Genomic DNA, 25,226 nt, shown 5'->3' with positions numbered 1-25,226 from the left:
GAAAGCGCTTACTCGCGGCGCAAGAGTAGAGATGTGCAGGTTTGTTGCAGAATCTCGGAGTTGTCCGCGAGTCACGGAAGATCCGGGCAGCCCGGCCCACCACCCATGCCCGAGCCTCAGTCCGACGGCCAGGGCTCCCGCACCCGCCGCCACGCCAGGATCCGCGCTCGGGCCACCGCCACCCTCGGACACCAGCCGTCCGCGTGGCACCGGAGGCACCGCCGGATCCGGTGACCGTCGATGACCGCCCAGGACAACTCGACCTCGACCGGGACGCGGCTCTCGTTCACCGACACACTCCCGCCCGGTACGCACCCGCCCACTCCGGATAGGCGGTGGCCGGACCCACCCGGTCGAGCAACGGCCTACGACCACGACGACGCCACCACCACCAGCGCTTCACCGAACCTCCCACCAGCGTGTTTACGACCACCTACAGAAGGTAACCCTGTACGTCCCTGTACGTCTATAGACGTACCGAACGGCTATGGTCGTCTACCGCATTCATAGGTTTCTGTCGTGGTCAATCCGATGAGCCCGACGCCCGTCTACGTTCAGCTGGCGGATCTCCTGGCCGCGAAGATCGAAAGCGGCGAGCTTCCCGCCAACCACCCACTGCCCAGCGAGAAGCAGCTACAGCAGGAGCACGGCGTGGCTCGGGGAACCGCCCGCGCGGCGGTACGCCTCCTACGCGAACGGGGACTCGCGTTCACCGTCCCGCAACGCGGTACGTACGTCGCCGACAGGTCCTGACTCAGCGACTCGGCATCCCCGCGCAGACCCAGCCGGGCCACCCCACACAAGGCAGCCCGCCCGACGTCACCCCCACAAAGCAGCCACCCGCACGCTGCCGCTTCCGGCGTGCGGGTGGCATCTCGCCTCGTCGATCATGGAGTTGTGGCTAGAGTTTCGGCCTGATTCGCCCTTTTCGCGGTTACCACAACTCCATGATCGCCGAATGCGTCTCGCCGTGCGGGCGACGGCGGGGGCGGGCAGGGCGGGCGGGGGCGGGTGAGACGCGGGGTCAGGCGTTGGCCACGGTCTTGCGGATCGCGTCGCGGGACTCGGTCACCTGCCGGCGCAGGTCGTCCAGGTCCACGCCGACGAGCTGACCGTTCCGCTTGCGCACCTGGCCGGCGACCACGACGGTCTCGATGTTGCGGGCGTCGGCGCCGAGCACCAGCGTGCCGACCGCGTCGTTGAGCGGCATCGTGTTGACGGCGTCGGCGGCGACGACCAGCAGGTCCGCCTGCTTGCCGGGGGTCAGCGAACCGGTGACGTCACCGAGTCCGTTGGTCCGGGCGCCCTGCGCCGTGGCGAAGTCGAGCACGTCGCGGGTGATGATCCGGTCCGGCGTGGTGTCCGTGCCGTACGCGGCGTTCACCGCGCGCATCCGCTGGATCGCGTGCAGGGTACGCATCTGGGTGAACATGTCGCTGGCCAGCGCCACCTCCACGTCGATGCTGAGTCCGGGCCGGATACCGACGGCAAGCGCCTCGTCGATCGCGGGTACCGCCGTCTCCAGGCCGATCTGCGCCTCCGAGGTCGGCGCCAGCGACACCGTGACCCCGGCGTCGCCCATCGCCTGCCACGCCTGCGAGGTGAGCCCGGTGGCGTGGATCAGGGTCAGGTCCGGGCCGAGCAGTCCGGCGGCGGCCCAGCGCAGGATCGCCGCCGACGACGGCACGCCGAACACCGCGTCCACGCTGACCCCGAGGTCGAGATCGCGGGCGACCGCCGCCAACTCCGGCCCGTAGGCCAGGGCCGGACCGGCGATCTCGTCGGTGGCCAACGCCGCCAGGCGCAGCGTCACCAGGCCACCGTTCGCCCCCTGGTACGCCCCGCACAACCGGGCCAGGTCGCCCGGCCACTGGCGGTCCCACTCGCCGAAGTGCGGTCCCATGGACGCGTGTACGCCCCGGATACCGGTGTCGATCAGCGCCTCGATCGCCGCGTCCGAGTGCGCTGCCGTACGGGAGTTGTGCGAGAAGTCGAGCATCGTGGTGATGCCGGCGTCGAGGGCGGTGAGCGCGGCGAGCCGGGTGCCGACGTACATGTCGTGGGGTGTGTAGACGGGTGCGATCCCGGCCAGCGTCGACATCACGTACGCCCCCAGGTCGGTCACGTCCGGGATGCTGCGGCGCATCTGCGCCTGCCAGGCGTGCCGATGGGTGTCGACGAATCCGGGACTGACGATCCGGCCGGTCGTGTCGACCACGGTTGCGCCCACCGCCTCCGGATGAGACCGCAGATCCGGGCCGACGGCGACGATCCGGTCCTCGCGGACCAGCACGTCACCCCGTTCCAGGTCGCCGATGGCCGGGTCCATGGTGACGACCGTGCCGCCGCTGAACAACATCATCGAACTCTCCCTTCGTTGTCTGCGCCTCACCGGCGGCGCAGGACGTAACCGGCGTGGTGCAGGACCCCGTCGACGAACCGGCCGTACGCCCAGAAGCCCAGGTCGTCGCGGTAGACGATCCGGTCGCCGTCGATCCAGAACGCCCCCTGGTACGCGTGCGGTCGGCCGCCCCGCGTCTCGTCGTACCGACCGTCGGCGGTGAGTTCCTGGTGCAGGAAGCCGGTCTCGTCGATCCACATGCCCAGGTAGGGGCTCTCGACCGATCGTGGTCCCGGCTCGGGCTCGATCGGGGCGGGCGTGAGCCGACGTCCGTTGACCAGTGCGATCTCGCCGTCGACGACGATCGCGGCGGCCTGCTCCGGACGCCAGACGATCATCTCCAGCACGGACCTGCCGGAGGTCGGGCCCGCGATCAGGGCGAAGGTGGCCGGGTTTCCGGGGGTGAGCGCGCCGACCCGGTCGGCCGGACGAACGCGCAGGCCGGCGACGGCGACACCGTCCACGACGGCGGGCACGATGGCCAGGCCGGTGCAGTCGATGACGATCGCGGCGTCGTCCTCGGCGGCGGTGTGCAGGCCGGTGCCGACCGCGACGATCTCGTTCGTACCGACCAACAGGTCAGCCGTGGCGAAGTCACCGATCACCGGGTCGAGCGTGTGGATGGCGGCGTTGACGAACATCAGTGGCCGGTGCCGGTCACCGGTGTTCCCGGCGATCTCCGCCAGTACCGCCTCGTCGAGCATGGGGCTGCTCATGGCGTACCTCCTGGGGTGGGGTTTCGTGTTTCCACCGTCACCGGCGGCGGAGTCGGCAGCCAGGCCGGACCGAACCAGGGTGTGCCGCACCCTGCCTGGCCGGAGCCCGCGCGGATACCGTTGGTGGCATGCCGACGACCGCGCTCGGGGCGTTCCTCACCGCCCGACGCGCCCGGTTGACCCCGGGCGACGTCGGCCTCGTCTCCAGTGGCACCCGACGCGTCGCCGGGCTGCGCCGCGAAGAGGTCGCGGTGCTGGCCGGGGTGAGCGTCGACTACTACACCCGGCTCGAACAGGGCCGGGAGCGCAACCCGTCCTCGTCGGTGCTGGCCGCCGTGGCCCGGGCGCTCGACCTCGGGCCGGACGCCCACGACCATCTCTTCCGGCTGGCCGGGCTCTCACCCGGCAATACGCCGACTCCCGCTCGACCGCAGGTCGGGCAGAGCCTGCGGGAACTGCTCGACGCCTGGCCGGACACCCCGGCCGTGGTCATCGACCGGCGACTCGACCTGCTGGCCGGCAACGCGCTGGCCGACGCGTTCTACGCGGACTTCGCCGAGGCGGACAACCTCGTCCGGATGGCCTTCCTCGACCCGGCCGGGACGACGTTCTTCGCCGACTGGCGTCGTACCGCCGAGGCGTGCGTGGCGAACCTGCGTCTGGCCCTCGGCCACGACCCGCACGACCGGCGGGCGCGGGAACTGGTCGAGCAGATGGGTGCCGCGAGCCCGGAGTTCCGCAGGTTGTGGGGGCGGCACGACGTGCAGGGCAAGACGCACGAGGCGAAGACGTTCCGGCACGGCGCGGTGGGCGAGCTGACGCTGTCCTACCACGCATTCGACGTACGGGACGCGCCCGGCCAGCAGTTGATCGTGTACCGGGCGGAGCCGCACAGCCGCAGCGCCGAGGCACTGCGGCTGCTGGGCACCCTGGCCGTCAGCCGTTGGCTCCGCTGACCCCGGGCTCGTACCGCCGATTCACGGCAGTTCGATGCGCTCGACGAGTTGCCGCACCGCGATCATGTCCAGGAAGGCGTGGCACCGCACCACCTTGCCGCCGCGCAGCTGCCAGATCCAGCAGTACTCGTTGTGGTAGTCGACGCCGTCGATGGCCGTCGCGTCACCCTCGAACCGGATGATCACGGTGTCCCCGTCGGTCCACATGTCCTTGATCGTCATCCTGAGGATCGACGACAGTCGGTCCAGGATCGGTGCCGAACCCTCCGCCAGGAACTCCGCCTTGGAGGTGTAGGTACGACCGTTGACGATCGTCCACCGGACGTCGTCGTGCAGGATCTCGTAGATGTCGCCGCCCGCGTTCTGCCGGGCGAAGGCACGCAAGACCGCCGCCCGGTTGCGGCCCTCCTCGCCCGGTTTCCCGGGGCCACGCCCACCGTCCCGCTGAGCCGGGGCCGCCGAGGCCGCACCGACCCCGGCCAGGGCCGTCAGGCCACCGGCCATCCCTGCCGTCAGGAGCACCCGCCGGCTGTGCTGCGTCACGCTGTCCTTCATCCTCGTTCCTCCCTCGCTTGCCGGTGCGCGTCGCTGCCCTCGCGATAGAAGACGTATCCCGCGTGGTGCAGGACGTCCCCGTCGAAGGTGCCGTCCGCGCTGAAACCGGTGTCGTCGACGTACTCGATCCGGGTCCCGACGACCTGGTAGGAACCCGTGTAGGCGCTCTCCCGCTCGCCCCGGGCCTCGTCGTACCGGCCGTCCGGCAGCAGCATCTGCCGGATGTGGCCGTCGGCCGTCACCCACATCCCGACGTACGGATGCGGCGACACGTCACCGGCGCCCGCCGGTGGCGTCGCAGCGGACGGCGTCGCGGTCGGTGCGGCAGTCGCCGAGTGCGGCGTCGCGTCGTCGGAAGCGGCACCACCGCTGCCCGCCTCGGCGGAGCAACCTACGAGCAACAGGACGCCGCAGGTCGCGCTGAACAGGCCCCCGAGTCTCGAATTCGCCATGTCGACCACGGTAGGTATCCGGTCCGGCAACAGCCTGGTCCCAGTACTCCCAGGAAGATGCCACCTTGCATGCCCGCCGCATACACCCTGGCGGAACCAGTGCCGTCCAGGAGGTCTATCCGAGGTCGTTCTACCTCACCGCGTTTCGGCGGATCGCCGTCAAAGACTCCGGCGAATCCGGTCGTGCAGGGCGACGAACTCCTGGGCCAGGGTCACGGTGTCGACCTGGCTCGACCACTCACGGATCCGGTCGGCCCGTCGACGAAGGATGTCCTTCTCAGCACTGCGTATCTCGGTAGCTGCCTCGAAGTCCTGAGCGTCGACCGCACGTTCCTTCTCCTGCCGGAGTCGGTCGATCCTCTCACCGAGTTCGCGTATGTCGTCCGGCACGTCGAAGGCCGGCTCCGTGCGCCGTTCCCGCGATGGCGGGCACCCGCGCGAGAACGCGCTCAGGAATTCGTGGATCTGGGCGCGGATCCGGTGCGGCGTGGCGTCCCACCGCGCGAGTGCCGCGCCGACACCGGCGTCGCAGGCGAGACCGATGAGGAGATGTTCCGTCGATAGAAAGCCTGCGCCCGCGACCTTGCTCTCGGTGTGCGCCAGCCGCAACGCCTGATCGAGCTGGGTCGTGGGAGTGGGTGCCCGGTTGCTCCCGCCACCCGCATGACCGAGTTGCTGGTCGAGTTCCGCGCCCAGGGTGTCCACCGGAACGCCCATCGACACCAGCACGCGAAGACCGACGCTCTCGCCTTCGGTCAGAAGTGCGAACAGGTAGTGCTGCGGGGAGACGTGATCGTGTCCACGGGCCTGGGCGTCCTGCTCAGCGAGCCTGGTGACCTTACGCGCTCGGTCGGTCCACCGTCGCCGGTCGTCGGTGGGAATGGCGTCGGACATGGGATTCCTCGGCTCGTGACGCGATCCTTCTTCACCAGTATCACCCGCAGCAGCGCCGGAGTTCTCGCGTGAGGACGGGGATCATCACCGCCGCAGGGACCAGGTGCAGCCCGAGGAGGGCGGCGGTGGTCGCGACGTTTCCACCGGTCAGGAACGGTGGGATCATCGAGATCGCGGTCAGCGACGCCGTCGTCCACAGGAATCGTCGGGCGGGACGGGCGCTCCAGCGGAGCAGGGCGACGGCGATGACGACGCCCACGACCGAGAAGAAGCCGGTCACCACCGCGAACCCGCCCAACGGGATCGCCTCGCCACCGTCGGGGAGCTCGAAGTCGACGCCCACGACCCGGGCGAGCGCGGCGGCGAGGGTGGTCACGACCATCGCCGCGAGCGTGGCGACGAGACCGATGCCGACGAGTCGGCCGAATCGACGGGTACGTCGGGGGCGGTCCGCTGCCGGACCGGCGACGACCCCGGCGTCAGGTGTGCTGCTCATGTCGTTCCTCTTCTCGTTGCGCGCCGGATCAGGACCGTGGCTGCTCGGTGTCGTCCGCCGGCAGCGACGTCGGCAGGCCGAGCCGGGGGAACAGGTCGGCGTGGAACGTGATGATCTCGGTGATCACCCCGCCGCTGATGCGCAGGACGTCGATGGTCAGCGGCAGGTACGCGCTTCCTCCCTCCCTCCGGTGATAGAAGCCGATGGCCGGCTGCCGGTTCACCGAGGTGGGGACGGCGCGCAGATTCGTCATGTCCTCGAAGCCGCTGTCGACCCAGTCCTTCACCACCGTGTCTCGGCCGATGTACAGGCCCGGGGTGGGCGGCATCGAGCAGCGGACGTCCTCCCGCAACAGCGCGGTGAGCCCGCCGATGTCCGTGGCCACGCTGGCGTCGGTGTAACGGCGTACCAGCTCGCGTGTGCCGGCGTCCTCCTCGCCGCCGGTCCAGTCCTGGCGCTCGGCGGGCAGGTGCTCCCGCATTCCGGCGCGGGCCCGCTGCAACGCGCTGTTCACCGAGTTGACGGAGTCCCCCAGGAGTTCCGCGACGTCCTTCGCCGGCCAGCCGAGCACGTCCCGCAGGATCAGCACGGCCCGTGGGCGCGGCGCGAGATGCTGGACCGCGACCAGGTACGCCAGCTCGATCGTCTCCCGCGCGACGGCGACCGCCTCCGGCTCGTCCGCGCCTGCGGCGGTCAACTCGTCGAGCAGCCGGTCCGGGTAGGGCTGCAACCAGCGCACCTCGCCGCCGATCGCCGGCTCCGGGCGGCGCTTGGCGAGCAGGTCCAGGCAGGCGTGGGTGGCGATGCGGTACAGCCAGGCCCGGAACGTCGACCGTCCCTCGAAGGTCTCCCGCCTTCGCCAGGCCCGCAGGAACGTCTCCTGCACGGTGTCCTCGGCGTCCTCGAACGATCCGAGCATCCGGTAGCAGTGCACGTGCAGCTCCCGACGGTGCCGTTCCGCCAGCCCCGAGAACGCCGACTCGTCGACCTCACCCAGACCGCTCATGACCTGCTCGTCCATCACGCCATCCTCATGCCTCGTCGAGTCCTGACGTAGGTATGACGGGCGCGGGCGCGACAACTCATCACTCCCGCCCACAGGGCCGGATGCGCCGAAGGTGGGTAGATCTGTTGTCGCCCCAACGACAACAGATCTACCCACCTCCTGCTGGCCAACGCGGCAGCCTGGATCGCCATCGGACAAATGGGCCGCACTACTCGGAACAGGTCAGGACCGACGATGCGGCGCAGGCCAGCGCCCGACACGGTCGCAGCACCCGCGCACGCCAGGGTCGGATCGACCGCTTGAGGCGTTCACCTCCGGCGCCGGAACCGCACCGGTCCCGGCCATCGGTCGCGCTCGGCGACCCGCGACCAGGCGCGGACCGAGGCGTGATGCAGCGCCGGGCGAGGCCACCGCAGCTCTCGCCCCGGCTCGGGCCCTCGGCGGCGGCTTCGCACCGGACGAGTGAACCTCTCCCGCTCTCCCCGGCGCCACCGCACGATCAGCGGTTCGGGAAGGCCATGAATGACGAGGGCGGAGGGGGTGTCGGATTGACAGTGACCATCGGGAATCGTCGGCGGTGAGAGCCGGACAGGTAGACCGATGGCGGACGGCACGATGAGAGGACGCGTAGACATGATCCCTCTGAAGACCTGACGGAAGGCACGGAAAGAGAGCCGACGGCGAGGTCGGCGACCGGTGCACGGAGCGGTGTCAGGTCTACAGAGCGGGCGGGGTCACGCGGGTGATGTCCTCTCGGGTGGCAGTCGCAGGGAGGCGGTCTTCGCTGCAAGATAGGCCGGCGCGGGGTGGCGGGGCCACCGATAATGGCCGGCGTCCTGGCCTCGATCCGGGAGCGCGGGGAGCGCGGATAGATGGACCTCACGAGTACGGTGTCGACATGGCAGCCCAGGTCCTTGGCCGCAAACCCCACCGTCCTACGGATCCTGCCGCGCGTCGGATTCTCGATCGAGCTCCGACCACGATCGACTCGACCTTCATTGCCGAGATCGATGATGCCGACGGGGTCGCGCTCGTCTCGTACGGCCGTCGGATGGTCGTGCTCGCGATGCGCGAACGTTCCATCGATCGCCTGCGGGACGGGCTTCTGTCGATGGCGCTCGGTGCGGCCGTCGATCCCGGCGACGACCGAGACCTCATGGTTTCTCTGGCGCTGCCGCACACGGCCGCCACTAACCTCGGGTTACGTCCGGCTGAGGTGTTCCAGACGACGGCGGTCCGCTTCGAGGAAGGTTGGCTCCCCGACCTCCTTCACGTGTTCGGCGCACGAACCGATGTGACGCTGGCGGCTTTCGGGTGGCGCCAGATCACGACTCCCGAGGGTCTGGACGTCATACAGGATCGGTGACAGCCGGGCCGCCACCCTGACGGAGCTCACACCGGAGCGTCGGCCCGAGTCACCTGCTGGTCCGGTGGTGCGAGGAGACGTTGGAGCAGTAGCAGGCCGCTCTTGATGTCGGCGCTCCCGTCGAGCAGCCACTGGGTGCCCAGGCCGTCGGCCGCCGCCAGGAGGAGTGAGGCCGCCTGGTCCAGGGGGATGTCCGTGCGTACGGCCCCGGCCTCCTGGCCTTCGGCGAGGAGACCGCTGATCTGGTCGCGCAGGTCGGCGTACCGCTCGGAGAAGTGGGCGCGCGAGCGTTCGTTGCCGGCCTCCAGGGCGTGGGCCACCATGCTGTTCAGCAACGACATCAGCCCCGGTACGCGCATGCTGTGTTCGGCCGACTGATGGATCAGGTCGACGAAGCTGGCATCCCCGTCGTACGCGGTCTCGAGGAAGCGGCGGTCGTGTTCCCGCAGCACCTCGATGAAGAGTTGCTCGCGAGTGCCGAAGTGGTGTTTGAGCACCGGATGTGTCACGCCGATCGCCTCGCCGATGGCGCGCAGTGAGGTGCCCTCGTATCCCAGCCGGTCGTAGACCGCCAGCACCTCGTCGATGATCTGCTGCCGCCGCGCGAGCCCCTTGGCGTACGGCCCCCGCTTCGAGCTGTCCCGCTTTTCCGGGTCGGTCATGGCCCACCTCCAGAGCGATCGGCGGTCGGCATGGTGTGCCGCCTGCCCGATCCTATGACCACGACCACGAAAATATCCAGTCGGATATTTTCGTGCTAGCGTCTGCGGCACGACAGGCCGTGAGGTCGCACTTCGTCGGCGGGAGCCGTGCGAGGTGGCCACGCGGGACCTGTTCACCGAGACGCAGGAGGAGACGGCATGGCATGGCACTTGTTCAGGCTCGGACGCTGGTCGTTCCGACGCCGCTGGACCGTGGCGGGAATCTGGGCCCTGCTGCTCCTCACCGTCGCGCTCGGTGCGACGACCCTGTCCGGCAAGACGAATGACGGCTTCGAGTTGTCCGGCATCGAGTCGACGCAGGCGTTCGACCTGATCAGGGAGCGGGACCCCGAGGCCGTGCCGAACGGCGCGACGGCGCGGGTGGTGTTCCAGGCCCCGGACGGCGAGACGTTGGCAGACCCGGCCAACCAGCAGGCCGTGGCCGACTCGCTCGCCGCGCTCAGGAGCGAGAACGTCCGGTCGGTCGTCGACCCGTTCCAGGCAGGGGCCATCTCCGAGGACGGGCGTACCGGCTTCGCCTCGGTCAGCTACTCCCGCGGCGCGGTCGACCTGACCACCTCGGACCGGGAGGCGCTGGAGGCCGCCCGCGACGTCGCCGAGCGGGCCGGACTGACCGCCACCGTGGGCGGAGACGTACTCGGTGTGGAGATCGGTGGCGCCATCGCCGAACTGATCGGCATCGCCATCGCCTTCGTCGTGCTGGCCCTCACCCTCGGGTCTCTGGTCGCGGCCGGGATGCCGCTGCTGACCGCGCTGGTGGGCGTCGGAATCGGTGCCGCCTCCATCGCCGCCCTCACCGGCTTCGTCGAGCTGAGCACCACCACCCCCGCGCTCGGCACGATGCTCGGGCTCGCGGTCGGCATCGACTACGCGCTGTTCATCCTCTCCCGTTACCAGGCCGAGGTCCGCCAGGGACGCCCGCTGGAGGAGGCGATCGGCCGGGCCGTCGGCACCGCAGGCTCCGCAGTGGTCTTCGCCGGCCTCACCGTCATCATCGCTCTCGTCGGCCTCGCCCTCTGCGGCATCGGATTCCTCACCGAGATGGGGCTGGGTGCCGCGTTCACCGTCGCGCTCGCCGTCCTCATCGCACTGACGCTGCTCCCCGCACTGCTCGGTTTCGCCGGCGCCCGCGTGGTGAAGAAGCAGATCGCCGCCGCCGCCGAGGACACCGACACCGGCCGGAGTTCCGGCACCTCACGTACCCTCGGTCGCCGTTGGATCGAAGGTCTCGCCCGCGTCCGCTGGCCCGCGCTCGTCGCCGGCATCGCGGCTGCCGTCGTCGCCTCCATCCCGGTGGCCTCCCTCCAGCTCGCACTCCCGGATGACGGCACCAAGCCCGCAGGCAGCGACGTACGGGTCGCCTACGACCTCATCGCCGACAACTTCGGCGCGGGCGCCAACGGGCCGCTGCTCGTCGTCATCGACACCGCGCAGGCCACCGACCCGGCCGCCGCAGTCGGGACCGCCACCGAGCGGTTGCTGGCACTGGCCGCCGAGGACGACTCCAACATCACCGCCGTGATCCCGCCCGTCACCAGTGACACCCCCGAGGCACAGCAGGCCTTCGCAGAGCAGCTCGGCACGACGCAGTACGCGACCCTCACGGTGATCCCCCAGTCCGGCCCCGCGAACGAGTCGACCAAGGACCTCGTCGCCGGCATCCGGGCCACGCTCTCCGACCTGCCCGACCAGACCGGAGCCCGCGCCCTGGTCACCGGCGTCACCGCCGTCGGCGTCGACATCTCCAACGAACTGACCGAGGTGTTCCCGCTCTATCTCGCCGTCGTGGTGGGGCTGGCACTCATCCTGCTCATCGCCGTGTTCCGCTCGATCTGGGTACCGGTCAAGGCGGCGCTCGGCTTCCTGTTCTCCGTGGGCGTCTCCCTCGGAGCGACCGTCGCGGTCTTCCAGTGGGGCTGGCTCAACGAACTCGTCGGTCTCGACACCGAGGGTCCGGTGCTGTTCCTGCTGCCGATCCTGCTCACCGGCATCCTGTTCGGCCTGGCCATGGACTACGAGGTCTTCCTCGTCACCCGCATGCGGGAGGCGTACGTCCACGGCACCCCGGCACGCCAGGCGGTCATCGACGGCTTCACCCACAGCGCCCGCGTCGTGGCCGCCGCAGCGCTCATCATGGTCGGCGTCTTCGCGGGCTTCACCCTCACCGACGACATCATCCTCAAGACCATCGGCTTCGCCCTGGCCATCGGCGTACTGGTCGACGCCTTCCTGGTCCGCATGCTGATCGTTCCGGCCGTCATGCTCATCCTCGGCCGGCGGATCTGGTGGATGCCCCGCTGGATGCAGAAGGTCGTGCCGACCTTCGACGTCGAAGGTGAATCGCTCGCACGACACCTCACCTGACACTCGGCCCGTGCCGGGCCGGCCTCTCGAACTCGGCAACCAGACTCGAAAGTCGCTCCGGTGTGGTCGCGGGAAGCAACAGTCCCGCCACCACACCGGAGCGTTCGAGTCCGATCCCCACAGAACCCCGGATATGCGCACATCGCCGTCAAGGTCGGCGAGTCCCCAGCACCCCAGACGATGCGAGGGGCGTCCGACGCACTAGCATTGCCGCGGTCCGCAGCGGCTGAAACGAGGCGAGATGCGTTGGCTCCGGCAGTTGCTGGGTAGCAGGCGAGTCCAGCTCGATCCAGAGCGGCAGCAGGCACTGCTGCGGGACGTGCGGCACCGGTACGGCGCGGGCTCGCAGGCCCGGTTCCCGGAACAGGTCGAAGCGATCACCCGGATGCTGAACGACGACGACGGCCTGGTGGTGGCGGCCCGGATCGTCAGCGAGGCCGCCGACGAGGCCCACACGCACCTGCAGGCCCAGGCCCACGACGTGTACCGACGGACGGGCCGGCGGCTCCTGGTGCACCGCCGCAACTACCGGCCGCTGTGGAAAGAGGCCGGACCGGCACTGCGGTGGCCCCTCGTCGGGCTGCCGTGCGGCCTCCACCCGTACGCGCAGGTGACCGCCGCCGTCGCGGTGGTCGGCAGCCACGCACCTCGACTCGACAAGGTGACCGACCCGAACCCGCTCCTCACCCGCGTGTTCGAGGTGCTCGACCTCACCACCGTCGGCATGGAGCACGGCCAGGTACGGGTGGACACCGATGCCGCAGCCCTGGCCGATCGACTGATCTCGACCGCCGGTCAGGTCCTCGCGGCCATGGACGACCCGCCCCGGCTGCCGCCCTCGGTCCGCGAGGTGATGCGCCGCAACAACACGCTCGACGTCCACGATCCGTCCGGTCCCCGAGTGGTCGGCGGGATCAACCTGGGCGCGCGGATGCGGGAGAGTCTGCTGGTCTGACCACTGCCGCGACAATCAGGGTTTCGATCGCCTGACCTCGTCGCGTACCGCACTCCTTTGCCCTTGGTGGTGGGCGAGCCGGTCTGCTTTCAGCGCCGGCGCATCACCGACCGGACGACACGTGGGTCAGTCGGGGCGCTGCTCGCCGCCCGCGTCGTTCAGGCCGTCGACGAGCATCTCCGCCTCGTCTGCCGAGATGGCCATCGTGCTGCCGAGCAGCTCGATCGCCTGCTCGCGCTGCCCGGCTTCCACGAGTGCCGCGATCCGGAGCCAGGTGAACGCGTCGGCCATCGCGTCACTGTTCCCGGCGGGTGCCGATGGCCACCCGGGCGGTGGAGCAGTGGTGTCCGGGGCCGACCGGTTCACCGCCGTGGCATCTGGAAAACCCGCTCCGGGTGCTGCGGATGCGGCGTCTGACGCCGCATCCGTAGCAGGCGTATCAGAGGTCAGCGCGCCAGAAGGGGCGTCAGAAGGGGCGCGGGAGGCGGCGTCGTGACTGCGGGCCTCGGCGATCCTGGTGGCCGCGTCCCGGAGGCGGGTGTCCGCATTCGGAGAGGCAGCGGCGGCGGCCCGCGCCTGCATCTCGCGTACCTGGGTGCCCAGCAGGTCCTGGCGGCCACTGCGGCGACGCAGGATCATCGTGATCACCGCGATGACCGAGACCGCGACGAGGAAGCCGACCACCAGCTCCAGCAGGCTCGCATCGGTGCCACCAGGGCTCATCAGGTCAGCCGGCCTCGACCGAGACGGGGCCGCCCGGCCGGGACGAGGTCACGATCCGCAGGTCGGGCAGGTTCGGATCGACGATGTCGACGTACGACGCCACCGCCGCGATCACTCCGGTCTCCCTCCGCATGCGGGGCATCGTAGTGCGGCATCGTGCCGGAGATGCATCTACCAGGCCGTGGTTCGGCCCACTCCTCGTCCAGGACCCGCCCCGCCGGTGGTCTCGACGGCGATCGCGTGTCTGCCGTGACGGTTCTGCGGCGGCCGTGCGGAACGGCCGCCGCGGAATCGCCCTCACTGGTTGATCGGGAACGCGTCTACGGCGGGGGGAGTCTTGGCCCGGTGCGATCCGGTCTTGCACCCCCCGAAGGGGCCAGCCGGGTCACGGAGGCTTTCCATCACCGGACCCAGGTAGTCCCGGTGCCAGTTCGCCGGGCCCAACGGTCCGCCCTGGTGGCCGGTCATCTCCTCCCAGGCCATCCAGAGCGCGTGTAGCTGGGCCACCGCCTCGGCGTGATTCCACCATCGCGCCGGAGTGATCGCCGGGCTGGCCGACGTGGTGATCCGATCCGGTGTGGTCGCCGCCGAGCGGATGAGCGGGCGGTTGGACCCGCCCATGACACCGTCATGCTGGACGAGGCAGCCAACGTGTGTCGGATCTCCGATCTGCCCGACCTCTACAGCCACCTCGGGTCGCGGGGCATCAGCGTGGTGACCCTGCTACAGAGCTACCGGCAGGGGGTGCGGGTCTGGGGCGAGGCGGGGATGGACGCGCTCTGGAGTGCCGCCACCATCAAGCTGCTCGGCGCCGGGCTCGACGACGCCGACTTCGTCGACAAGGTCGCCCGGCTGGTCGGGCAGCACGACGTACGGACTCCCAGCTACTCCAGCTCCAAGGACGGTTCGTCCCGATCGGTGTCGTACCGGCAGGAGCAGGTGCTGCCGGCGGACAAGATTCGAGCACTGCCCAAGGGCACCGCCCTGCTGCTGGCCACCGGCGTCCGGCCCGCCCTGATCCGGTTGCGCCCCTGGTACCGGGAGCCGAACGCGGGCCCGATCGCCGCGGCGGCCAAGGCCGAGGTACGGGCTATCACCGAACGTGCCGTGTCGGCCTGGCACCGCCGCGAACCACGCCCGGTGGATTGACCGACATGGCGTCGCGGACGATGCGGGCGGCCCGGCAGGCCCAGAAGTCGGTGATCGGGTTCGACACGTCGCAGCTGGCCTGGATGATCATCTCGGTGATCGGCATGTTCCCGCTGGTGGTCCTGGCGGCGCTGGCCCTGGTGGTCCTGGTCGTCATCCTCAGCATGGCCAGCGGGTCGCAGCTCACCTCGTACCCGCCGGACCCGTCCGGCAGCGGCGGGCCGGGCGGCGGCAGCGTCCTCATCGAACTCGCTGGCGGCGACGGCCGTGGAACCTTCGCCGGGGCGGGCGTGCCGGATCAGGAGCTCGTCGCGCCGATCAGGGCCGCGGCCAAGAAGTGCGACCTGCTCACGCCCGTGATCATCGCCGCGCAGATCGAGTACGCCTCGGACTTCGACGCGGCGAAGAAGGGCCCGCAGGGCCGGGCGGGACTCTCACAGCTGACGCCCGACGTGTTCAGCAGATTCGGCGAGGACGACGACGACAACGGCGAAACCTCGGCGCTCGACCCGGCGGACTCGATCCACGCCCACGCCCGGTACTTTTGCCACCTCGCCGACGAGACCGAGCGGCTGCTGGACGCGAAGATGGTCGTCGGTGACCACCTCACCCTGACCCTGATGGCGTGGGATATCGGACTGGAAGCGGTCAAGGCCCAGGGCGGCATGCCCGTCCTCGCCCTGGACAGCTACCCGTTTCGGATCCGCGGCCTCTTCGCGCGCTACACCACCGACCGTTCGGCGTCGGGGTCGCCCGCGTCCTCGGACCCCGCCCCGCCCGGGTCGGCGGGCCCGGCTGACGATTCGGAGGCGGAAACGTCACTGCTCAGCGGGGCGGATTTCGCGACAATGTTCCCCAACCGGAACCCCATCTACAGCCACGCCGGGCTGACCGACGCGATGGCGAAGTTCCCGGCCTTCGCCGCGACGGGCGACGAGCGCACCCGGAAGCGGGAGCTGGCCGCTTTCCTGGCCAACATCGACCACGAGTCCGGCGGACTCGTGCACGTCGAGGAGATCGATCGGACCGCCTGGGGCAACTACTGCGACACCGGCCAGCCCTACGGATGTCCCGCCGGCCAGACCGCCTACCACGGGCGCGGGCCGATCCAGCTCAGCTGGAACACCAATTACCAGGCGGCGGGCGACGCGCTCGGTCTCGACCTGCTCAACGAGCCGGACCTGGTGCGCGACGATGCCTCTGTCGCATGGCAGACCGCCCTGTGGTTCTGGATGACGCAGAGCGGTGCCGGCACGGTGACCGCGCACGCCGCGATCACCGGCGGAGAAGGATTCGGCGGGACCATCAGCGCCATCAACGGCGCCCTGGAGTGTGGCGGCCGAAACACCGCCCTGGTACAGGCTCGAGTCGACGCGTACCGGCGATTCGCCGCCACCCTGGGTGTCGACCCAGGCGACGCGAGCACGCTGGGGTGCTAGGTCCTGTTTCATTTGGCCGTCCTCGCGCAGTACGGCGACACCGGCAGCCTCAACCAGCAGTGAAGATCACCTCTGCCAGCTGACCACCGACGGCGGTGGGCCCGTACCCAGTACGGGCCCACAGCCGGATGACACCGACACCGGGAAGACAACGGGAGCCGCGCAGCCGACCCCCACCACGCAGGGCAGACCGTGAACTCTGTGGAGATCACGGCCGGTGATCTGATCAGGTGGGTACGCCGCTGGCGCGGGCGATGAGGGTGTCGAAGGCGCGGTCGGGCAGGATGCCCCTGACGGCGATGAGGGGCCGGGCGCCGAAGCCGACCGCGTAGCGGGTTCGAGGGCGGTGGGCGGTGACGGCTTTGCCGATCGCGTCGGCGATGACGGTGGGCGCTGAGTTGCGCCGAGCGTTGGCCTCGGAGCTGAGGCTCTTGGCGACGGCGTTGGCCTGGGTGGCGTAGGCGCCGTCGCCGGAGGTGTCCTTGAGGTGTTCTGCGGCGATGCCGCCCCACTCGGTCTGGATGCCTCCGGGCTCGATGACGACGACGTTGATCCCGAATTGTTTGGTTTCCAGGCGCAAGCAGTCGGAGAGGGCTTCGAGGGCGAACTTGGTCCCGTGGTACCAGCCACCGAGCGGGGTGTGGATCTTTCCTCCCATGGAGGTGATGTTGACGATCGTGCCGCCGCGCTGCGTACGCATGTGAGGCAGCACAAGCTGGGTCAGGCGCATGGCACCGAAGACGTTGACCTCGAACTGACGGCGGGCTTCGTCAAGCGGCACGTCCTCGATAGCACCGTAGGAGCCGTATCCGGCGTTGTTGACCAAGACGTCGATGCCGCCGGTCTCGGTGACGATCTTAGTGATCCCGTTGGTCATTGACTCGTCGTCAGTCACGTCCATCACCAGGGGCCGGACCCCATGGGCGGCCAACGGCTGTAGGCGGTCGACCCGCCGAGCAGCTCCGTAGACGATGAAGCCGAGTTCCTGCAGCCGCCGCGCGGCGGCCTCGCCGATGCCGGACGATGCGCCGGTGACGAGCGCGGTCTTACTGGTCATGCCAACCCCCACACAGGTAAGGTGAACATGGGTTCACCAAACAATAATGAACCCTCGTTCACGTTAGTGCAAGTGTGCGCCCCACCTTCTTGGAGAGCCCGTGACACAGGCCCGGCCGCCGCGCGCCGACGCGGTACGCAACCGCAGGAAGATCATGGACGCCGCCCGGGAACAGATCACCCTCCACGGCCCTGACATCGGTATGGACGAGATCTCCGCCGCAGCCGGCGTGGCCGTCGGCACCCTCTACCGACACTTCCCGAACAAGGCGGACCTAGTCGCGGCGGTCATCGCCGAGTACACCGGCCAGGTCGCCGACGATGCCGAAGCAGCCTGCCACCGTGTCGCCTCCGGCGCACCCGCCCTGCACGAGATCACCACGTTCCTCACGAACGTCGTTGAGGCATCCGCGACCAACCACGCCGTCAAGGCCGCCGCCCACGCCCTCGGGGCCTACCCCGCCGGCACCGACGCCGAAGAACGCGCGAGCACAGCACTGTTCAATCTGATCAAAAGCGGACAGACAGAAGGCGACATCCACCCCGACATCACCGTCGACGACATCTACCTCCTCGTCTCCACCGCCCCCACCGACCAGCCCCCCGCCACCCGTACCCGCTGGCTCACCCTGATACTGCCCGGCCTCACAACCCACCCCCACACCAGCGACCGCTCGCACCTCGACTGAGGAATCACTGAGAGGTCACCGGCTAAGTGGGGCCTGCCCCCTCCTACGCACGTCACGGACGACGTATGCGCGTCGCGCGCCGTCGTCATATTGACCGCTTCATTAGACGACCCCCCGCCCGCCACTCACCGGTCGCCTACGGCTGAAAGGTATCTGCCAGAAGACGTGCCAGCGCGCGAACAGCCCTATGTTGCAGTGCTCTAAGGGCACCCTCGCTCTTTTGCATGGTTCTGCGCTCGCCGCTTGTGGGCGGTGCATGTGACAGGTCAGACGGAGCCCGCGTGGCATCTGCCGACATCCTCGTGCGGACGGTGGATGATCCACGCGGGCCCCGGCTGGTGTACTGGCAGCGCCGAGTTCACGCCGTCGCCGAGGAGGGCGAGAATGGCTGTCCACACCTCGCGTCGACTATTGACGATTGCGTTGACTGGCTTGTCCGGCTTGTCGGCATTAGCGACCATCGGAGCGCTGGAAGAGTTCAGCGAGGTGCGGGGGCAGGCGCTACCCCATCGTTTCGACGAAGTCTTGCTGGTGTGGTTGTTGATGGTCAGTGTGCTAGCCGCAGGGGCGACGGTCGCTTACAGCCACGGACGACACCGAGTGACCCAGTGGATCCTGCTGGCCACCGGCTTAATGGGACTCATCCCTGCCGCCCTGCCCGGAGTCTTTGCTCTAGCCGCGCGCGCACTCGTAAAGCGAGAGCGGTGACTGTCGACCACGCCGACAGTCTCCGCCTCCACAAGATCGTGAATCTTGCAGACGTGACTCGACGGCCTCGACTAGATTCGGCCGCCACCGATCGCGGGTGGACGTGGCCGTCAACCTCACATGCAGTTTCGGTTGGTGGCCGGGACGCCGCTGGCGGCCGGTCAGTAGTCGGCGGGTGTGGGTTGGCATGCGGTGGCCAGCAGGACGGCGCCGCCGCTGACGATCGCGGCCAGGGGCGGGGCAGGCGGGTTCGGTTCGTCATGGCGTTGGTGTCAGTCGGTCTTGCGGGCGTGGATGACCCGGTGCGTGTAGGAGGCCAGGAGCACGCGCGGATCGGCCATGAGGGCACGGAAGCGGTCGAGGTCGTCGTCGGTGAACTCGGTGGTCAGTTCGGGGTGTAGGTGGGTGGTGATGTCGGCGAGGAGTCGGCTACCGGGCTGGTTTCCGGTCCAGGTCTCGGTGCCGATGTGGACGCAGTGCTGTGTCATGCCGCGGTTGACCAGCAGGGTCTCGGTGTTGCTCGTCCACGTGCCTGCCTCGTCGCTGCCGGCGATGGTGTGTCGGATCCGGTTCATGACGGCGGCGATCAGGTGGTCGTCGGTGGCGTCGGGTGCCCGGTAGACCCTCGGCGTGGAGGGCAGGATGTCGGCGAGGAGCAGCCAGCCGCCGGGGCGTAGTCGGGCGATCATCTGTTCCAACACGTCCACCGGGTCGCGTAGCGGTGTGGTGCTGCGACGGGCGACGACGTGGTGGTATCTGTCGTACTTCTCGGGCAGGACGTGCCGGTCCAGGTCACGCTGTTGTACGTCGATGACGTTGGTCGGGGTGAGTCGGCTGGTGTCGGTGTCGACGGCGGTGACGATCCCGTGGTCGCCGACGAGGTGTGCCAGGTGGGCGGTGATCTCCCCGGGACCTGCACCGACTTCGAGCACGGACTGGTCGGGTCTGATGTCGATCCGGTCCAAGATTCTGCGGATGACCGGGTCGAGCAGTCGGTGAACCGGGGCAGGGCGTGCCGACAGCGGCGTGGGCGTCATAGGGGCCTCCGGAGGTTGGTCTGGTGATGCCGGCGGCATCGGTCATGTGGCGGTGTTCGTGGCGGTGGGATCCGGTCGACGAGTTGGGCGGCTTCGTCGATGGCCTGCCGCTGGTGAGGCAGGAGCGGTCCGCCGGTCGAGGTCAGGACGCGGTGGTGACCTCAGGTGTGTGCGGTGTGCGGGGACGTGGGATCGGTGTCCTGATGGCGGCGGTGAGGTCGGCGGTGAGTGCGTCGATCTGCGCGGTGGTGATGCCGGGCATGCAGATGAGGTGGCTGGCGGGTCCGTCGGTGGCGAGCAGCCACTTGACCCGGACGGTCTCGGGTGGGGTGGGGAGGACGACCGTGAAGGCGTGGGGGTACCGCCATGCCTGCCAGCCGGTGGCGCGGATCTGTTCGACGGCGTATGCGGCGACGGTGCGGGCTTCGGCGGCCCGCCATCGGTGTCCTTCGCGGCCGTGGGCGGCGATGGCGTGCCAGAGCAGGGCGGCGGCCAGGCCGCAGCGGGATCCGGTGATGGTGGTGTCGGCGGCGGCGGTGTAGGCGATCGGTTGTCGGGCGGGGTTGCGGACGTGGTCGCGGATCAGGACCACCCCGCAGGGTGTGGGCACGCCGAGGAACTTGTGGCCGGACACGGCGATCGAGTCGATGCCGAGGTCGTCGCAGCGCAGCTTGCCGTCGAGGGCGAGTGGGATCCCGGACAGGGCGGCGTCGACGTGCAGGTGCCCGGCCGTGGGGTGGTGGGTGAGGATGGCGCGGATGCGGGTGATGTCGTCCACGGCTTCGGTCATGGTGGTGCCGGCGGTGGCGACCACGATGGCGGGCCATCGCCGTCGCTTGCGCAGTTGCTCGGCGAGGTGGTCGTAGTCCATCTCCCCGTCCGGGTGCGCCCGCACGACCGTCTTGTAGGCGCCGAGCAGGTCGACGATCTTGGGGATGGAGTAGTGGGCGGTGGTGGAGTAGTAGATCCGGGCTGTCGGCCAGCGGCGGTAGGCGGCGGCCAGGGCGGACAGGTTGCCTTCGGTGCCGCCGGTGGTGACGTAGCCCCACCGGTCACCGGCCGGTATCTCGAATAGGTCCGCCATCCAGGCGACCACCGCCTGTTCCAGCACCCGGGTGTGCGTGACCCCGCCGGTGTCGGCGGGGTCGCCGATGTTGTTCCACAGCCGGTGCCCGAGGCGGGCGATGACCGCGCTGTGGTCGAGGTCGACCGCGCCCGGGTACCCGATGGCGGTCGGTGCCGTGGCTGCGGCGTCGGCGACGAGGTGGTCGAGGACCGCGGTGACGTCGATGTCATCGCGGCTCAGATCGGCGGCCACCGCCAGATCGGCGATCGAGGTGTACGTCACCGTGGCCGCTTCCGGCGCAGTTGAGCTGTCAGGACCTCGTGCAGGGTGCCGAGGTGGTGCCACACCTGCCGGGTGTCGGCGTCGCCCTGGCTGGTGAGGTCGTGGTGCGGGTTGTGCCACAGCGGATCCCAGCGCACTTCGAGGGGTTTGCTGCTGCGCACGCCGGAGCTGCCGAGGCGGGCGTGCGGGTCACGGTCGATCTTGATGGCCGTGCCGTCGACCAGCAGCGCATAGCACTCGCTTCTCAAGTCGAACGCCGAGCGGACGGAGCCGGTCCCGGACGGGCTGCGCAGGGATCGGGCGAGTTGCTGCCACGACCCGTCGACGGAGTCGAGGGTGCTCACCCCGGCACCGACGTAGACCGCGTCGGTGGGCAGGGTCATGTCACCGCCGTTGACCATCGACCGTTCCGGACCCAGTGGATGCCACCACCGTCCCAGGGACCTGGCGTGGGAGATGTTGTCTACGGCGATGGCCGTCAGGTCCGCCAACAGGGCTACGAGGTTCTCCGACTCGGGAGCCGCCAGGAACATTCGGTAGGCGGTGTGTAGCCGGAACCCGTAAGGTTCCGTCGACGACGGCGCCGCGAAGAACAGCATCACCGCGTGCGGGCCGAGGGCCTCCCGCGTCCCGTATCGCTCGTCGGCGGCGAGCAGATGCCCCCGATTCACGCCCTTGCACCGGTAGAGGACCTGGTGACGCAGCTCCACCCACCACCGGCGGTCGGCGTCCGACTCACCCTCCGAGCCACCCTCCGCCTCTCCCGCTGCCGTCGCCTGCGGATCCGTTGCAGGCAGCTGCGGCTGGGGCGGTTCGGGTGGAGGTTCCGGAAGACGGTCGTAGGCGACCGCCGGCGGCCCGTACCCAGGCCCAGGTGGCGGCCGGTACCCGGATGCGGGTGATGGTCCGTAGTCGGGCCGGGGTCCGTGGTCGGCGGGCGGTCGGTGCGCGGCGGGCGAGGGCACCTGGCGGTGCTCCGGGCTCCAGCCGGGATGCAGAGGGTCGACCGGGTGGCCGGGACGGCCGGGAGGTCGGTGCGCGTGAGTCATCATCGTCGGCCCGTCAGATCGAGATGTTCAGGGCATCGGGCACCGCGTTCGGCTGCGGAGTACCGTCACCGATCCCGGCGTAGACCTCCGGCCGGGACTGCCGCACGTACTGGGCCCACATCCCGCCCGCGACCGCGGCGGCGATGATGATCAAGGGCAACAACAACGGAAACGGGGATCCGGGCGCGGCCCCCAGCAGACTCCCGACGTTCAGGATCATCGCGGCGAGCACCACCGTCCCCGCGATCAGGCCCAGCACCGGAGCGATCCGCCACTCCCACACGCCGGCCCGCTCACCCCGCACCTCGGGTGGGGCGAGTAGCGCGGCCAGGGACGCGGCCAGCAGCAGGCTCAGCAGACCCAGCGCACCCAACGTCGAGAGCCAGGTGAACATCTGACCCACCGGGTCCGCGCCGGCCGCCGCGAATCCGGCCACCACCACCGCGGCGATGACCGTCTGCGTCAGTGAGCCGCCACGCGGCGCGCTGACCCGCGTGCCGCCCTCGGCCCCCGCGAGCCGGGCCGGCAGCACGCCCTCCCGCGCCATCGCGAACACATACCGCGCGACCACGGCGTGGAAGGACAGCTTCGCGGTGAGGATCGCCAGGAGCAGCATCACTCCCGCCAGCGCCACCACCCCGCTACCGGCCCGGCTCAGGATCGTGAACGGCAGATCGCCGTCCGCCGCAGCCGCCTCGCCGACGGCGGTGGGGCCGACGGCCACGCCCATCGCCCACGCCGCCACCGCATACACCCCACCCAGGACGAGCGCGCCGACGACCGTGGCCCGACCGACCGACCGCCGGTCGACGGCCTCCTCCACGAACGACCCCGGCGCGTCGACGCCCATCAGCGAGGCCACGCAGAACGCCACCGCCCCGCCGATCCCGCCGACCATCAACCCCGCCACGTCGAAGCCCGCCCACACGTCACCGGCCGACGCCTGCCCCGCACCGGCCAGCACGAACACGGCGACGAGCAGCAGCGACACCACCAGCACGACCGCCAGTAGCCATGTCGAGCGGACGATCGGCGCGCGGCCGAACGCCGCGACCGCCACCAGGGCGATGCCCGCCCACACCCACCAGGCCCCGCCGATCTGAGCCGCGAGGGTGGCGCCGAGCAGCCCGTACAGGCTGATCTGGATCCCGTTGTAGGCCACCAGAGCGACCATGCCGCCGGCCACACCCCAACCACGACCCAACCCACGGGCGAGGATCCCGTAGTAGGCCGCCGGGTGCCCGACCTGACGCGCCATCGCCGTGTAACCCACCGCCAACACCGCCACCACAGCCGCGACCAGGACATACGTCAGCGGCAGCGCGGTGATGCCCGTGGTCGCGTAGATCGCGGGGATACCACCGACCAGAACAACCAAGGGTGCGGACGCCTGCGCCCCGAACACCCACAACCCGAACGGCGTCACCGTTCGACGCGCCAACGCCACCTGCACTCCCGCCGTCACCGCAGCTCACCCCATTGCGGGGAGTCGGGGCAGGACGGGTTGCCGCAGCCGGACACCGGATGCCCGATCACCGCGGACGCGTTGGCCGCCACCACGTACACCGCCGCGGGCCGCACCGGCCCGACACGCCAGAAGCCCTGGTCACGGGCCACGGCACGGTCGGCCGTGTGCCGGTCGGCGGTGAACCCGAACAGGTCGTGGCGACCATCGCGCCACTCCCGGCGCACCGCCCAGCCCCACATCTCCTCACTCGATCCCGTTCCTCCGTCCGTCGGGGTGCGGGCCACGAGCTGCCGCTCCGACAACGCCGGTCCGGCATTCGGTCTGAGAAACATGAGTAGAGGGCGGTGGCGTGTACGAACGGGCTGCACGGCGGGTACTCCTTCGTCGTCGAGAGGGTGTGACAGGCGGTCCGGCATCGCCCCAGGGCTCGCACACGAGCGGATGATCACCGCCGTGCTGCGAGCCCCGGGCGGACCGGCCGATGGTCCGAACCCGCGTCGCCTCCGTCGGAGGCGACGGCGGCCTGGGCCGGTGCCGTCCGGCCCACAGCTGTGCGGATTCGCATCCCGCCTCCCCTGTGAGCAGGTGACGCGAACGAGGAATCGCGTCACCGGGCTGCGGTCAGGCCGACTCCACAGATGTCGGGTCACCTGTCGTCACCGGGTCGTCCACGCCGCAGCAGTCGATGTCGTCGGAACAGTTATGACGGGGACCGGGACTGTCGAACACCGTCGACACGAAGAATCGACACGCCGTCGGCTCTTCGACGGTCGTCACGCTCGCCAGGCGAGTAGCCGGCGGTCGCCCTCGGTGGTGAGGCGGCAGCTCACGTGCCGTCTACACTCGCTGAAGCCAGCTCAGAGGGTCGGTGTCGCTGTCGGCGGCCAGCTGGATTTCCCGTGGACAGTCAGTTCCGAAGTTGTGCAAGGTAACCACGGGTAGCTCATCGCCCGGCGTTCACGAAGGCGACGATCTCATCGAGTCCAGGACGGTAGCCGTCGCTGGTGTCCACCTCGATCTCGGGCACGTCGAGCCGGACTGACTGGAAGCTGTGGTGACCGACGCCATGGGTTTGATGGTCACCGAGGTACGCATCGGCGTGGGCACGCCGGATCGCGTTCTCGTCCTGCCGTCGCTGTACGCGGTCGAAGGCCGTCTGCGCGTCGACCCGGCAATGCACCACCCGAATGTCGGCGATACCGATCAATGCCTGCAGGCCGGGGCGCCAGAGGCGGTCCTGGAAGGCCGCCTCGGCGACTGTGGTGACACCTGCGGACAACAGCAGTTGCAGCACCTTGAAGAACGTGGGCAGAGTCCGAAGGCTCAGCTCGTCGCTCGGTGCGGCGATGAAGTCGCCGGCCGCGTGGACCATGCCCTCCTTGATCTCGTCCCGGCAGATCGCCGGGCAACCGATCCGCCCGGCGAGCAGGTAGGCGAGCGTCGTCTTGCCAGCCCCCGAAGGCCCGCTAATGACGACAAGGGTCGGCGTTGCTCCCACCACATCGTTATAGCTCGGCCGATGCACGACACGACACCGGTAGGGATCAGCTCTGAGTAGTCATCTACGGCCAGATATCTCCCCGCTACAGATCTTGAATGGTCAGGTTCGTCCGATGTGGTCTGTGTGACGGCTTGGGGCTGGGGTAGATCCGTGGGATGAGGTATCCCGATGGAGGT

At 69.6% G+C, this 25,226-nt stretch carries 28 protein-coding genes; 9 read left to right on the top strand and 19 right to left on the bottom strand.

Going from position 1 to position 25,226, the window contains the following annotated elements:
• Positions 1-116: 116 nt before the first annotated feature.
• Positions 117-290 carry a hypothetical protein gene (locus ACWDVW_RS27755; protein ID WP_350699017.1) on the bottom strand — a complete coding sequence of 58 codons (174 nt, stop codon included), beginning with the start codon at positions 288-290 and terminating at the stop codon, positions 117-119.
• 241 nt (positions 291-531) lie between these two features.
• Between ACWDVW_RS27755 and ACWDVW_RS27750 the strand changes: the two genes are divergently transcribed.
• Positions 532-753, top strand: coding sequence for a GntR family transcriptional regulator (locus ACWDVW_RS27750; protein ID WP_131057819.1), 222 nt, complete (start codon positions 532-534; stop codon positions 751-753).
• Positions 754-1,024: 271 nt separating this feature from the next.
• Here the strand turns inward: ACWDVW_RS27750 and ACWDVW_RS27745 are convergent, their stop codons facing one another.
• Both ACWDVW_RS27745 and ACWDVW_RS27740 read right to left on the bottom strand, forming a co-directional pair.
• On the bottom strand, positions 1,025-2,362 hold the full coding sequence (locus ACWDVW_RS27745; protein ID WP_449954523.1) for an amidohydrolase family protein: 1,338 nt from the start codon (positions 2,360-2,362) through the stop codon (positions 1,025-1,027).
• A gap of 26 nt (positions 2,363-2,388) precedes the next feature.
• The gene (locus ACWDVW_RS27740) at positions 2,389-3,117 is read right to left on the bottom strand and encodes an Atu4866 domain-containing protein (protein ID WP_449954520.1); all 729 of its coding nucleotides are present in this window, start codon (positions 3,115-3,117) and stop codon (positions 2,389-2,391) included.
• Positions 3,118-3,245: 128 nt separating this feature from the next.
• Here ACWDVW_RS27740 and ACWDVW_RS27735 point away from each other — a divergent pair, with 128 nt between their 5' ends.
• Positions 3,246-4,073, top strand: coding sequence for a helix-turn-helix domain-containing protein (locus tag ACWDVW_RS27735; RefSeq protein ID WP_449954518.1), 828 nt, complete (start codon positions 3,246-3,248; stop codon positions 4,071-4,073).
• 21 nt (positions 4,074-4,094) lie between these two features.
• Here ACWDVW_RS27735 and ACWDVW_RS27730 read toward each other — a convergent pair whose 3' ends face one another.
• From ACWDVW_RS27730 to ACWDVW_RS27710, 5 genes are all read right to left on the bottom strand, one after another.
• Entirely contained in the window at positions 4,095-4,628 is a 534-nt protein-coding gene (locus tag ACWDVW_RS27730) for a nuclear transport factor 2 family protein (RefSeq protein WP_449954515.1), read from the bottom strand.
• Positions 4,625-5,080, bottom strand: coding sequence for an Atu4866 domain-containing protein (locus tag ACWDVW_RS27725; RefSeq protein WP_449954512.1), 456 nt, complete (start codon positions 5,078-5,080; stop codon positions 4,625-4,627). Before ACWDVW_RS27725 ends, ACWDVW_RS27730 begins: the two co-directional genes overlap by 4 nt.
• A 159-nt stretch (positions 5,081-5,239) precedes the next feature.
• On the bottom strand, positions 5,240-5,974 hold the full coding sequence (locus ACWDVW_RS27720; RefSeq protein WP_449954509.1) for a Clp protease N-terminal domain-containing protein: 735 nt from the start codon (positions 5,972-5,974) through the stop codon (positions 5,240-5,242).
• A gap of 40 nt (positions 5,975-6,014) precedes the next feature.
• Positions 6,015-6,470 (bottom strand): DUF6069 family protein, encoded by a 456-nt coding sequence (locus ACWDVW_RS27715; RefSeq protein WP_449954506.1) that lies wholly within the window; start codon positions 6,468-6,470, stop codon positions 6,015-6,017.
• A gap of 28 nt (positions 6,471-6,498) precedes the next feature.
• A complete protein-coding gene (locus tag ACWDVW_RS27710) occupies positions 6,499-7,491 on the bottom strand; it encodes an RNA polymerase subunit sigma-70 (protein WP_449954503.1) in 993 nt (330 codons plus the stop codon).
• An 883-nt stretch (positions 7,492-8,374) separates the two neighbouring features.
• On the opposite strand from ACWDVW_RS27710, the gene ACWDVW_RS27705 reads away from it, so the two are divergent.
• Positions 8,375-8,842 carry a hypothetical protein gene (locus ACWDVW_RS27705; RefSeq protein ID WP_449954500.1) on the top strand — a complete coding sequence of 156 codons (468 nt, stop codon included), beginning with the start codon at positions 8,375-8,377 and terminating at the stop codon, positions 8,840-8,842.
• Between the two features lie 26 nt (positions 8,843-8,868).
• Here ACWDVW_RS27705 and ACWDVW_RS27700 read toward each other — a convergent pair whose 3' ends face one another.
• On the bottom strand, positions 8,869-9,504 hold the full coding sequence (locus ACWDVW_RS27700; protein ID WP_449954498.1) for a TetR/AcrR family transcriptional regulator: 636 nt from the start codon (positions 9,502-9,504) through the stop codon (positions 8,869-8,871).
• A gap of 198 nt (positions 9,505-9,702) precedes the next feature.
• On the opposite strand from ACWDVW_RS27700, the gene ACWDVW_RS27695 reads away from it, so the two are divergent.
• Positions 9,703-11,928 carry an MMPL family transporter gene (locus ACWDVW_RS27695; RefSeq protein ID WP_449954495.1) on the top strand — a complete coding sequence of 742 codons (2,226 nt, stop codon included), beginning with the start codon at positions 9,703-9,705 and terminating at the stop codon, positions 11,926-11,928.
• 241 nt (positions 11,929-12,169) lie between these two features.
• On the top strand, positions 12,170-12,883 hold the full coding sequence (locus ACWDVW_RS27690) for a hypothetical protein (protein ID WP_449954492.1): 714 nt from the start codon (positions 12,170-12,172) through the stop codon (positions 12,881-12,883).
• A gap of 126 nt (positions 12,884-13,009) precedes the next feature.
• On the opposite strand, the gene ACWDVW_RS27685 is transcribed toward ACWDVW_RS27690, so the two are convergent.
• The 3 genes from ACWDVW_RS27685 to ACWDVW_RS27675 form a co-directional block, all read right to left on the bottom strand.
• Positions 13,010-13,606 carry a hypothetical protein gene (locus ACWDVW_RS27685; protein WP_449954489.1) on the bottom strand — a complete coding sequence of 199 codons (597 nt, stop codon included), beginning with the start codon at positions 13,604-13,606 and terminating at the stop codon, positions 13,010-13,012.
• Between the two features lie 4 nt (positions 13,607-13,610).
• Positions 13,611-13,739 (bottom strand): hypothetical protein, encoded by a 129-nt coding sequence (locus ACWDVW_RS27680; RefSeq protein WP_449954486.1) that lies wholly within the window; start codon positions 13,737-13,739, stop codon positions 13,611-13,613.
• Between the two features lie 164 nt (positions 13,740-13,903).
• Positions 13,904-14,227: a DUF4913 domain-containing protein gene (locus ACWDVW_RS27675; RefSeq protein ID WP_449954483.1), complete on the bottom strand. Its 324-nt coding sequence runs from the start codon at positions 14,225-14,227 to the stop codon at positions 13,904-13,906.
• 9 nt (positions 14,228-14,236) lie between these two features.
• On the opposite strand from ACWDVW_RS27675, the gene ACWDVW_RS27670 reads away from it, so the two are divergent.
• Both ACWDVW_RS27670 and ACWDVW_RS27665 read left to right on the top strand, forming a co-directional pair.
• Positions 14,237-14,755: a TraG/TraD/VirD4 family protein gene (locus ACWDVW_RS27670; protein WP_449954481.1), complete on the top strand. Its 519-nt coding sequence runs from the start codon at positions 14,237-14,239 to the stop codon at positions 14,753-14,755.
• A 116-nt stretch (positions 14,756-14,871) separates the two neighbouring features.
• Positions 14,872-16,194 (top strand): glycoside hydrolase family 19 protein, encoded by a 1,323-nt coding sequence (locus tag ACWDVW_RS27665; protein WP_449954478.1) that lies wholly within the window; start codon positions 14,872-14,874, stop codon positions 16,192-16,194.
• Positions 16,195-16,420: 226 nt separating this feature from the next.
• Here the strand turns inward: ACWDVW_RS27665 and ACWDVW_RS27660 are convergent, their stop codons facing one another.
• The gene (locus tag ACWDVW_RS27660; protein WP_449954476.1) at positions 16,421-17,251 is read right to left on the bottom strand and encodes an oxidoreductase; all 831 of its coding nucleotides are present in this window, start codon (positions 17,249-17,251) and stop codon (positions 16,421-16,423) included.
• Positions 17,252-17,405: 154 nt separating this feature from the next.
• Here ACWDVW_RS27660 and ACWDVW_RS27655 point away from each other — a divergent pair, with 154 nt between their 5' ends.
• Together ACWDVW_RS27655 and ACWDVW_RS27650 are read left to right on the top strand one after the other, a co-directional pair.
• Positions 17,406-17,939 (top strand): TetR/AcrR family transcriptional regulator, encoded by a 534-nt coding sequence (locus tag ACWDVW_RS27655; RefSeq protein WP_449954474.1) that lies wholly within the window; start codon positions 17,406-17,408, stop codon positions 17,937-17,939.
• A gap of 384 nt (positions 17,940-18,323) precedes the next feature.
• Complete coding sequence (locus ACWDVW_RS27650) at positions 18,324-18,647, top strand: hypothetical protein (protein ID WP_449954472.1); 324 nt, start codon at positions 18,324-18,326, stop codon at positions 18,645-18,647.
• Between the two features lie 272 nt (positions 18,648-18,919).
• Here ACWDVW_RS27650 and ACWDVW_RS27645 read toward each other — a convergent pair whose 3' ends face one another.
• The 6 genes from ACWDVW_RS27645 to ACWDVW_RS27620 form a co-directional block, all read right to left on the bottom strand.
• Positions 18,920-19,684 (bottom strand): class I SAM-dependent methyltransferase, encoded by a 765-nt coding sequence (locus ACWDVW_RS27645; protein ID WP_449954469.1) that lies wholly within the window; start codon positions 19,682-19,684, stop codon positions 18,920-18,922.
• Between the two features lie 142 nt (positions 19,685-19,826).
• On the bottom strand, positions 19,827-21,032 hold the full coding sequence (locus ACWDVW_RS27640; protein WP_449954467.1) for a histidine decarboxylase: 1,206 nt from the start codon (positions 21,030-21,032) through the stop codon (positions 19,827-19,829).
• Positions 21,029-21,703: a hypothetical protein gene (locus ACWDVW_RS27635; RefSeq protein ID WP_449954464.1), complete on the bottom strand. Its 675-nt coding sequence runs from the start codon at positions 21,701-21,703 to the stop codon at positions 21,029-21,031. Before ACWDVW_RS27635 ends, ACWDVW_RS27640 begins: the two co-directional genes overlap by 4 nt.
• A 391-nt stretch (positions 21,704-22,094) precedes the next feature.
• On the bottom strand, positions 22,095-23,546 hold the full coding sequence (locus ACWDVW_RS27630; RefSeq protein ID WP_449954460.1) for an APC family permease: 1,452 nt from the start codon (positions 23,544-23,546) through the stop codon (positions 22,095-22,097).
• Positions 23,543-23,881, bottom strand: a complete 339-nt coding sequence (locus ACWDVW_RS27625) for a hypothetical protein (protein ID WP_449954457.1) — start codon at positions 23,879-23,881, stop codon at positions 23,543-23,545. Before ACWDVW_RS27625 ends, ACWDVW_RS27630 begins: the two co-directional genes overlap by 4 nt.
• Positions 23,882-24,492: 611 nt before the next feature.
• Positions 24,493-25,074: an AAA family ATPase gene (locus ACWDVW_RS27620; RefSeq protein ID WP_449954454.1), complete on the bottom strand. Its 582-nt coding sequence runs from the start codon at positions 25,072-25,074 to the stop codon at positions 24,493-24,495.
• Between the last annotated feature and the right edge of the window lie 152 nt (positions 25,075-25,226).

It is taken from the genome of Micromonospora sp. NPDC003241, assembly GCF_053589795.1.
Note: the sequence above shows the minus strand (reverse complement) of the source record. Positions and strands in the feature narration are given on the sequence as shown.